8 protein-coding genes and 1 tRNA gene are annotated in these 9,649 nt (G+C 63.0%); 5 read left to right on the top strand and 4 right to left on the bottom strand.

Annotated features, from left to right (window positions below; all coding sequences use genetic code 11):
- On the top strand, window positions 1-398 hold a 398-nt coding region (locus NKJ75_RS09395; RefSeq protein WP_352499581.1), incomplete at its 5' end, for a transposase.
- Window positions 399-532: 134 nt separating this feature from the next.
- On the opposite strand, the gene NKJ75_RS09390 is transcribed toward NKJ75_RS09395, so the two are convergent.
- Window positions 533-1,144, bottom strand: a complete 612-nt coding sequence (locus tag NKJ75_RS09390; protein WP_023701993.1) for an HAD family hydrolase — start codon at window positions 1,142-1,144, stop codon at window positions 533-535.
- A 22-nt stretch (window positions 1,145-1,166) separates the two neighbouring features.
- Window positions 1,167-2,285: an A/G-specific adenine glycosylase gene (mutY, locus tag NKJ75_RS09385; RefSeq protein ID WP_352499580.1), complete on the bottom strand. Its 1,119-nt coding sequence runs from the start codon at window positions 2,283-2,285 to the stop codon at window positions 1,167-1,169.
- Window positions 2,286-2,335: 50 nt separating this feature from the next.
- Between mutY and NKJ75_RS09380 the strand changes: the two genes are divergently transcribed.
- The 4 genes from NKJ75_RS09380 (at window position 2,336) to NKJ75_RS09365 (ending at window position 8,807) form a co-directional block, all read left to right on the top strand.
- On the top strand, window positions 2,336-2,842 hold the full coding sequence (locus NKJ75_RS09380) for a DUF721 domain-containing protein (RefSeq protein WP_031197540.1): 507 nt from the start codon (window positions 2,336-2,338) through the stop codon (window positions 2,840-2,842).
- A gap of 167 nt (window positions 2,843-3,009) precedes the next feature.
- Window positions 3,010-3,741 (top strand): DsbA family protein, encoded by a 732-nt coding sequence (locus NKJ75_RS09375; RefSeq protein ID WP_023687169.1) that lies wholly within the window; start codon window positions 3,010-3,012, stop codon window positions 3,739-3,741.
- 69 nt (window positions 3,742-3,810) lie between these two features.
- Window positions 3,811-7,269 carry a chromosome segregation protein SMC gene (smc, locus tag NKJ75_RS09370; protein ID WP_352499579.1) on the top strand — a complete coding sequence of 1,153 codons (3,459 nt, stop codon included), beginning with the start codon at window positions 3,811-3,813 and terminating at the stop codon, window positions 7,267-7,269.
- A 1,229-nt stretch (window positions 7,270-8,498) separates the two neighbouring features.
- Window positions 8,499-8,807: a hypothetical protein gene (locus NKJ75_RS09365; RefSeq protein WP_023670691.1), complete on the top strand. Its 309-nt coding sequence runs from the start codon at window positions 8,499-8,501 to the stop codon at window positions 8,805-8,807.
- Window positions 8,808-8,924: 117 nt separating this feature from the next.
- Here the strand turns inward: NKJ75_RS09365 and NKJ75_RS09360 are convergent.
- A tRNA-Gln gene (locus NKJ75_RS09360) sits at window positions 8,925-8,999 on the bottom strand.
- Between the two features lie 110 nt (window positions 9,000-9,109).
- Entirely contained in the window at window positions 9,110-9,454 is a 345-nt protein-coding gene (locus NKJ75_RS09355; protein ID WP_023687172.1) for a VOC family protein, read from the bottom strand.
- Window positions 9,455-9,649 lie beyond the last annotated feature (195 nt).

Genomic DNA, 9,649 nt, shown 5'->3' with positions numbered 1-9,649 from the left:
ACGGCGACGACTGCCTGCAGGAATTGCGCTGGCTCTACGACCGGCGCGATCTCGCAGAGGCCAGGGCTGATCTTGCCGCATGGCTTGCCAAATGGTCGGCCCGCTATCCGCGCCTGACAGGCTGGGCCGAGGATGCCATCGAACAAACCCTGACCTTCTTCAGGCTGCCGAGACAGCACCACAAGCATCTCAAATCCACCAACATGCTGGAGCGGCTCAACGAGGAAATCCGCCGGCGCACCTATGTCGTGCGCATCTTCCCCAATACCGAAAGCTGCCTGCGCCTGGTCAGGGCGTTGGCCGTCGAGACCAATGAAAACTGGATGGAGGCCAACCGATACATCAATATGGACGACCTGCGCGAGCACAAGAAGCTCGCTCTGCGCCAAGCCGCATGACCAGCATCATGGCCGCCCCTTTTTGCAGAACTTGACGCACACAACCGCTGCCGATCTCCCCCCTCGAGGGGGGAGATGCCCGGCAGGGCAGAGGGGGGCGCCATAAAGCGCTACCTTCGACCCCTCTGCGTAGCTCAGGTCGCGATGCCATACCGCTCAAGGTCCGCCTTGAGCGTTTTTGCATCTGTGAACAGCACAGCATTCCAGCCGGCCACCCTGGCGCCATCGACATTTCTGGGGCTGTCGTCGATGAACAGCGTGGCTGACGGTTCGAGACCGAACGCGGCGACGTGATGGTCGTAGATGGCGCGGTCGGGCTTGATCTCACGGATATCGGCCGACACGGTCACGCCGCGCGGGCGGCTAAGGAAATCGAAGCGCAGTCGTGCCTCGGCAAGTGTGTCGGCGGCGAAGTTCGTCAGCATGGTCACGTCGTGGCCGCTCTCGATCAGGCCGAGCATGATGGCGACGCTGTCCTCATAGGCATGCGGCACCATGTCGTTCCAATAGCGTCGGAAATTGCGGATGTTTTCAGCATGATCCGGGTAATCCGCGATCAGCAGCGCTTCCGCCTCTTCCCACGTCCGGCCACGGTCCTGTTCGATGTTCCAGTCATGCGTGCAGACATTGTCGAAGAACCACTTGCGCTCTTCGGCATCGGGAATGAGGCGGCTGAACGGAATGTTCGGATCGTAGTGGAGCAAGACGCGACCGATGTCGAACACGATATGGCGGATTTCAGTCATTTCGGGCCTTTCAAAGCGAATGCTAGTCAAGGCGGTGCTTTTTGGTTGCGCCCGGTATCGCTGCTTCGATGACCTTTTTCATGACCGTCGGCAGCGCTTCTCCGGAAATGTCATGGGCCAGCGACCAGAAATGCCCTTCCGGCGCATCACTTTTCACTTGAGCGTGAAAAACTTCGAGCTCGAGCGCGAAATGGGTGAAGACATGCGCGATCTCTCCAGCGCGCCGCCAGTCGGCAGGGAAGGGCGCTGCCTCCGAAGTGGTTGCACCGTCGATCCGTGCTGTCCAACCTGTGGTCGGCACCTCGGTCATGCCGCCGAGCAGGCCCTTGCCAGGCCGCTTGCGCAACAGGATGGCGCCGTCGCCGCGCTCGGCGACGAAGGCGGCACCCCGCCTGAGTGGTTTGTCGACCTTGGGCAGGCGGACCGGGAAGCGCTCGGGGTCGCCGGACAGGATGGCGCTGCAATCCTCGCGCACCGGGCACAGCATGCAGCGCGGCCGTCTTGGCGTGCAGATCGTAGCGCCGAGGTCCATCATCGCCTGGGCGAAGTCGCCCGGCCTTGTCTGCGGAACCAGTCTTTCGACGAGCGCGCGGATTTCAGGCTTTGCCTCGCTGAGCGGCGTTGCGATCGAATAGAGCCGCGAGATGACACGTTCGACATTGCCGTCGACGACCGCCGCCGGACGGTCGAAGGCGATCGCCGCGATCGCCGCCGCCGTATAGGCGCCGATCCCCGGCAATTCCCTCAATCCCGTTTCGTTGTCGGGAAAACGGCCGCCCTGGCTCGCAACCAGATCGGCGCAGGCCTTGAGGTTGCGCGCCCGTGAATAATAGCCGAGCCCGGCCCAAGCCTTCATCACATCCTCGGCCGGCGCAGCCGCCAGCGCCTTCACATCAGGCCATTTCTCGACAAAGGCGCGAAAATAAGATTTTACCGCTTCGACCGTGGTCTGCTGCAGCATCACTTCCGACAGCCAGATGCGATAGGGGTCCGGCCGTGCACCGCCGGCCGCGGCGTGCGGCGTGATCCGCCACGGCAGTTCGCGATGGTGCGCGTCGTACCAGGCAAGCAGACGCGCGGCGATCTCTCCCGATAGAGTTGGTCCGGATGCGGCCTTGCGGGTCTGTTCGTGCAGTGCCATTGATCGCGGGCTGGCTCTAGGCTGGTGAGGAGCGTGGCTGGAGAACGTACATGGCAGGGAGAACGCCTTACGGCAATCCCGTTCCGGTGAGCGATCTCGCGACCGCGATCCTCGACCCCGTGCTGCGCAAGCGGGCCGGCATTTCGATCGGGCTGGTGCAGTCATGGGAAGAGATCGCCGGCCCCAGGCTCGCCGGCCATTCGCGCCCCGAAAAAATCCAGTGGCCGCGCCGCATGCATGAGGACGATCCGTTCGAGCCGGCGGTGCTGGTCATCGCCTGCGAGGGCATGGCCGCGCTGCACCTACAGCACGAGACCGGCGAGATCATCAACCGCGTCAATGCCTTTCTCGGCTTCAACGCGATCGGCAGGATCCGGATCGTGCAAAAGCCGGTGCTGAGGGACAAAGCCCGGCCGAAACCGTCGCCGAGAGCACTGACTCCTGTCGAAAAGGCCAAACTGTCCGATACCGTCGGCAAGATCGAGGATGAAGGCTTGCGCGCCTCGCTGGAGCGTCTTGGCGCCACAATTCTTGGCCAAAGGAAGCGGCCAAGGTAATCAACTGGAAATCAGTCGGTCATGAACGCGTCATCTATCTCGCGCATTCGTGATCCTGCATGTAGAGTTTGGCGATTGGAATGGGGACGGCGATGCCTTAATTCCCGCCAACTCTCGCCTTTTCTAGCCTTTGCGTTGCAAAATCAAACCACAGTCAGGTGATTCGCATGAACCGTAGCTTGTCCCGCAGAAACCTCCTGTCTTCGCTGGCCGTCATTCCGGCAGTGGCTATGCTCGCCGCATGCAGCGATTCAGGCGAGGATGCCAAAGCAGCGGATGTGAAGCCTGCGGCTCCCGCGGTGCCTGCTTCGACGCCTGCCACTCCGGCCGCCGTCAAGGTCCCGGAGTCTTCCGGCAATGTCGACATGGCCGAACTGCTGAAGCCCGGCGCTTTGCCCGACAAGCAGCTCGGCAAGGATGACGCCAAGGTCACCATCGTCGAATATGCTTCGATGACCTGCCCGCATTGTGCGCATTTCGCGGCGACCACCTTCCCTGAGTTGAAGACCAAATACATCGACACCGGCAAGGCGCGTTACATCCTGCGCGAATTCCCGTTCGATCCGAGCGCCGAGGCCGGTTTCATGCTGGCGCGCTGTTCGAAGGACAATTATTTCCCGATGGTCGACGTGCTGTTCAAGCAGCAGGCCAACTGGGTCGGCGTCAACAATACCAAGGATGCGCTGCTGCAGATCTCCAAGCTCGCCGGTTTTACACAGGAGTCCTTCGAGGCCTGCTTGACGGACCAGAAACTTCTGGACGATGTGAGATCGGTCCAGAAGCGCGGCGCCGATGAATTCAAGGTCGACTCGACACCGACCTTCTTCATCAACGGGAAAACCTACAAAGGTGCGATGTCGATTGAGGAAATATCGGCCATCATCGACCCTCTGCTCTGACGTCCAGGCGGCGCCGGAGCGACTGCGCTTTGGCGTCAGCGCACCTTTGTGCCTTCCAGGCAGGCGCGAATGAAGTTTTCGCGCCTTCGCCTCCTCGGCTTCAAGTCCTTCGTCGAACCCGGCGAGTTCGTCATCGAACGCGGCCTGACCGGCATTGTCGGGCCGAATGGCTGCGGCAAGTCGAACCTTGTCGAGGCGATGCGCTGGGTGATGGGCGAAAGCTCATACAAGAACATGCGCGCGTCCGGCATGGACGACGTGATCTTTTCCGGCTCGGGAACGCGCCCGGCCCGCAACACCGCCGAAGTCACGCTGTTCCTCGACAATAGCGACCGGACCGCGCCCGCCGCCTTCAACGACGCCGATGAATTGCAAGTGTCGCGCCGAATCGAGCGCGAAGCCGGCTCGCTCTACCGCATCAACGGCAAGGAAGCCCGCGCCAAGGACGTGCAGCTTCTGTTCGCCGACCAGTCGACCGGCGCGCGCTCGCCATCCATGGTCGGACAGGGCCGCATCGGCGAACTGATCCAGGCCAAGCCGCAGGCGCGCCGCGCGCTGCTCGAAGAAGCCGCCGGCATTTCCGGCCTGCACACCCGCCGTCACGAGGCCGAGCTTCGGCTGAAGGCGGCCGAACAGAATCTGGAACGGCTGGACGACGTCGTCGGCGAACTGGAAAGCCAGATCGAAAGCCTGAAGCGCCAGGCGCGCCAGGCATCGCGCTTCAAGAACCTGTCGGCCGATATCCGCAAGGCGGAAGCCACGCTCTTGCATCTGCGCTGGACCTTGGCCAAAACCCAGGAGGGCGATGCGCGGTCGGCATTGGCGGTTGCCACAGCTCTGGTCGGCGACCGCGCCGCCGCCCAGATGGCTGCCGCCCGTGAGCAAGGCATCGGTGCCCACCGGCTGCCCGATCTGCGCGATGCCGAGGCCGCCGCGGCTGCCGCCTTCCAGCGCCTGTCGATCGCCAAGGCGCAGATCGAGGAGGAGGCAGGCCGCATCCGCGCCCGCCAGGCCGAACTCGAGCGCCGGCTGCAGCAGCTCGACGGCGACATCGCCCGCGAGGAGCGCATGGTCCGCGACAATGCGGATATTCTTGAGCGCCTGCGCGAGGAAGAAGCCACGCTCAATTCCGAAAATGCTGGCGCCGCCGAACGCGAGGCCACGACGCGGGCCGCTTTCGAGCAGGCCGGCGCAACGCTGTCGCAGAGCGAAGCCAAGCTCGCTGCGCTAACCGCCGAACGCGCCGAGGCCGCCGCCGCGCGCAATCAGATCGAACGCACGCTGCGCGAAAACGCCGAACGCCGCGATCGCTTTGCCCGCCATCTGGCCGATGTCGACCGCGAATTGTCCGAGATTATGTCGAAGGTTGCGGGCCTGCCCGATCCCGCCGAGAAGCGCGCTTTGGTCGAGGACGCGCTCGCCCGGTTGGAGGAAGCCGAGGCCGGCGCCATTGCTGCCGAACAGGCGGTCGCCGAGGCGCGCGCCACCGAGAGTGCCGCCCGTCCGCCGCTGCAGGATGCCAGGGCCGAACTCGCCGGCATCGAGACCGAAGCCCGCACGCTGGCCAAGATCCTCAATGCCGCCAGCGGCGATCTTTTCCCGTCGGTACTGGAGCAACTCAGCGTCGAACGCGGCTATGAGACGGCCCTCGGTGCTGCGCTTGGCGAGGATCTCGACGTGCCGCTCGACCGCAGCGCGCCGGTGCATTGGGGCGAAAGCCAGGTTGAACCAGGCGATGCGGCTTTGCCGGAAGGCCTCAAGAGCCTCGCCAGCGTGGTGCGCGCGCCTTCGCAGCTTGCCCGCCGGTTGGCGCAGATCGGCATCGTCGATGCGGCGGACGGCAAACGCCTGCAGACGCTGCTTGCCCCCGGCCAGCGGCTGGTCAGCCGTGACGGCGCGCTGTGGCGTTGGGATGGCTTGACCGCCAGCGCCGATGCACCGACCGCGGCCGCGCAGAGGCTGGCGCAGAAGAACCGGCTGGCCGAGCTCGATGCCGAGGCGGTGCAGGCGACGCAGATGATGCGTGAGGCAGAGGCTGCCCTTGCCCAGGCCGAACAGGCGCTGCGTGAGGCGAGCGAGGCCGAACGCAACGCCCGCCAGGCCGGGCGCGATGCCCAGCACGGCCTGGACGCCGCCCGCAGCGCGCTGGCCGAGGCCGAAAAGGCCGGTGGCGAGCTGGCAAGCCGCCGCGCCGCCCTGGACGAGGCGCGCGCGCGAATCGTCGACAGCCATGAAGAAACGGCCGCCGCCTTCGCCGAGGCCGAAATGCTGCTGCAGGACGCCCCCGATCTCGGCGACCTGCAATTGCAGCTTGAACAATCCGCCGCCAATGTCAGCCGCGATCGCGCAACCTTGGCCGACGCGCGCGCCGTCCATGAAGGCCTGCGCCGCGAAGCCGAGGCGCGCACGCGCCGGCTCGACGCCATCGGCGCCGAGCGCAGCAACTGGTTGCAGCGGGCCGAAAACGCCTCGACGCAGATTGCCTCGCTGGGCGAGCGCAGGGCCGAGGCCGAGGCCGAGCGCGAAACGCTGGCCGACGCCCCCGACGAGATCGACGCCAGGCGGCGCGCGCTGCTGTCGCAGCTGACCGAGGCCGAGACCTTGCGCAAGGCGGCCGCCGACCGTTTGCAGGAGGCCGAGAACAAGCAGGCCGAGCTGGACAAGGCCGCCACCGCGGCCATCCAGTCGCTGGCCGATTCCCGCGAAACCCGCGTCCGCGCCGAAGAGCGATTGACCGCCGCCGATGAGCGCCGGCTCGAGGTCGAGGCGCGCATCCAGGAAACGCTGAACACGCCGCCGCATCTGGTCATTCGCCATACTGGCCTGGAAGCCGACAGCCCGATGCCGGAAATGGCCGAGATCGAGCGCCAGCTCGACCGGCTGAAGGTTGAGCGCGAGCGGCTCGGCGCCGTCAATCTGCGCGCCGAGGAAGAGCAGAAGGAATTGTCGGACCGGCTGGAGACCATCGTCTCCGAGCGCGAGGACATCATCGAGGCGATCCGCAAGCTCAGGCAAGCGATCCAGAGCCTGAACCGCGAAGGCCGCGAACGGCTGCTTGCCGCTTTCGAGGTGGTCAACGGCCATTTCCAGCGGCTGTTCTCGCATCTGTTCGGTGGCGGCACGGCCGAACTGCAGCTGATCGAATCCGACGACCCGCTCGAAGCCGGGCTCGAAATCCTGGCACGTCCGCCCGGCAAGAAGCCGCAGACCATGACGCTGCTGTCCGGCGGCGAGCAGGCACTGACGGCGATGTCGCTGATATTTGCCGTGTTCCTGACCAATCCGGCGCCGATCTGCGTGCTCGACGAAGTCGACGCGCCGCTCGACGATCACAATGTCGAGCGCTTCTGCAACCTTATGGACGAAATGGCCGCGACCACCGAGACGCGCTTCGTCATCATCACCCACAACCCGATCACGATGGCGCGCATGAACCGCCTGTTCGGCGTGACCATGGCCGAGCAGGGCGTCAGCCAACTGGTCTCGGTCGATCTGCAGGCCGCCGAGGCGATGCGCGAGGCGAGCTGACGCAGCATGCTTTGTTGATTTCGTCGGCGATGGCCTCGATCCGACTGTTGCAACAGGACCGTCGCCCTTGCGACCTGCTTGCGACGCGCATTCTGTAAGGTTTGAAGAGAAGGAATTTAAGCGCCACCTGAGAGCGAACGCCAAAGCCCACATGCAAAGCGCCGGCCAACGCGAAAGCGATGCCTATAAGGCGCAAATGGCAATAGGCTCCGACAGCAATTCAGCTGCCACGTTTATCGGAAGCCCAGGAAGCTCAGTATCGCAATCACGATAACGACTGCTCCGATGAGCCAGATTATGTTGTTCACCGTATCTCTCCCGAATTAGTTGCTGGGAGTGAACTCGTAAGAGCCTACTAATGTTCCCGCATTTTCTGCGTCGAAACAAATGGCGGCCATCGCTTCGTCGATTGCCAGACCAAGGTCCGAACAGGGTATGACTGAAGTCCTGACGTCGGAGCCATAGGCCTGAAGGCGGGCAACCTATGCCCTCCCGATACATTGGAACCGGGCTGCCGAGCATGAGTCCCTTCATCGGTGGTCAATCGGGTGCCCGCCATTCCTGAGAGGTTAGCGGGCACCCGATTGTCGTGACACCGCCAACGGCGTGCGTTTCAACAGCGAGGCTAACAGTGACCTTTGTCCAGAGATCAGTGCGTGACGGCGCAACCCGACCCGCAAACGACAACGACAGTCCTGCGGAAGTTTCTTCCGTTCTTGACCTCATACCATCGGCTGACGACGACAAGGTCGCTGAGCTTGTCAGGCGAACAGAGCGCCTGGCAATCGCAGTGGTTATCGGAATCGCGGTTCTGCTGATCTTGGCGCCGGTGGTTTACCTTGCACTTTCTTACGGGATCTGAGACGGCCCGACTTAGGCGATCTAAGATGGCCTGATTGGTCTCGTAAATCTCACAAATTGTGCCGATGGTCTTCCTCGCAAGACAAGTGTTTCCCGTCACAGATCAGGAGATCGAACGCGACGACATAGAAGGGTCCTGTGCAGCGCTGCTTTGTCGAGTGGCGTAACCCTGGTGGTCGGCTTGAAAGAGCGCCTTTGCCAGAAGTTGCCAACAGGAGCTGCTGTCGCAACTTCTTCTTTCGATACGCCGTGTTGCACGGGAGCAGCCGTCACTGATCGCGCCCGTGGACCGACGACGCTACTCGGAACCAAAGGGATGGGACGCGGTTATCCCCGCGAAGGGATAATTAGCAGGTGGAGATATTACAATGAAAACAATGATCGTGAGCGCCTTGGCGCTGTTCATTGCCATGCCGACGATAGCTCCGGCAGCCGAAGCTGACGTGGTCATCACGACCCACCATCGACATCATCACAGGAGCGTAAAGGTCATCAATGACCAGGGTCAACGCCTTCATCACCGCAGACACGGCACGGTTGCCTTCTACGACCACGGCCGCAGACATCATCGCCGGGATACGGTCATCGTGACCGGCTCGATCGAGCGCAGCCATCATCGCTATTATCGACATCATCGGCATCATCCCGTCGTCATCCAGGACGACAACGATTACTGATCCTCTCCGCACGGCCCCGGCTCTGTCAACGGAGTCGGGGTCGCGTGGGAGTCAGATAGCTCCTGACGGCAGCCATCGACAAGGTCGGTAAATCATTGATTCCAAAGGCATGTGATTTGGCTGGGGCGCCAGGATTCGAACCTGGGAATGTCGGTACCAAAAACCGATGCCTTACCACTTGGCGACGCCCCAGCAAACGAGCTTTGCCCGCTGCGCGCGGCCTTATAGGACGAGCGGCACGAAAGCTCAATGCCGAGTTGGCCACTGTGCAAAACTGATCCACCGCTTGGCGCGGGGACGCGCTATTCGCCCCAGACCGCCAACTCGTTGCCAGCGGGATCGGTGAAATGGAACCGCCTGCCGCCCGGGAACGAGAATATCGGCTTGACGATCGTGCCGCCGGCGCTTTCGACAACGTCGAGGGTTGCTTCCAGATCCTGCGAATAGAGCACCGGCAATGGTTTCGCCGGAGCCTCGCCTGCATCGGCCTGGAAGCCGCCATCGAGCCCTTCGCCGAAGGCTGAATAGGTCGGCCCGTAATCGGTGAACGACCACGAGAAGGCGGCGCTGTAGAAAGCCTTGACGCTGTCCAGCGTTGCGCCGGTCGCGGGCAGTTCGAGATAGTCGAGTTTTCCGTTGAGTTTCATCACGCTGCTCCCAACTTGTTCCCTATATGTTCTATATCCTGGGCAGCGATCCGGCAAGTCTTTTCGACGCAGCTTTTGCTTAATCGATTGTAGTCGCCGGGCTTCGCTGCCACACCTTGCCTTTCGCACTGCAGCATAATAACGCTCGGGTCGGAACGCGGGGGAACCGGGTCTTGGCCCCGGTGTTCTATCTTC

It is taken from the genome of Mesorhizobium sp. M0058 (assembly GCF_040323095.1).
Lineage (GTDB): Bacteria > Pseudomonadota > Alphaproteobacteria > Rhizobiales > Rhizobiaceae > Mesorhizobium.
The sequence above is the reverse complement of the archived record's forward strand: the minus strand, read 5'-3'. Positions and strand labels throughout refer to the sequence as shown.

Bases quoted from the DNA above. Each gene is read 5' to 3' on its own strand.
- NKJ75_RS09365 (WP_023670691.1), top strand. From the start codon at position 8,499: ATGAAAACAATGATCGTGAGCGCCTTGGCGCTGTTCATTGCCATGCCG.
- NKJ75_RS09375 (WP_023687169.1), top strand. From the start codon at position 3,010: ATGAACCGTAGCTTGTCCCGCAGAAACCTCCTGTCTTCGCTGGCCGTC.
- NKJ75_RS09390 (WP_023701993.1), bottom strand. From the start codon at position 1,144: ATGACTGAAATCCGCCATATCGTGTTCGACATCGGTCGCGTCTTGCTC.
- NKJ75_RS09355 (WP_023687172.1), bottom strand. From the start codon at position 9,454: ATGAAACTCAACGGAAAACTCGACTATCTCGAACTGCCCGCGACCGGC.
- smc (WP_352499579.1), top strand. From the start codon at position 3,811: ATGAAGTTTTCGCGCCTTCGCCTCCTCGGCTTCAAGTCCTTCGTCGAA.
- mutY (WP_352499580.1), bottom strand. From the start codon at position 2,285: ATGGCACTGCACGAACAGACCCGCAAGGCCGCATCCGGACCAACTCTA.
- NKJ75_RS09380 (WP_031197540.1), top strand. From the start codon at position 2,336: ATGGCAGGGAGAACGCCTTACGGCAATCCCGTTCCGGTGAGCGATCTC.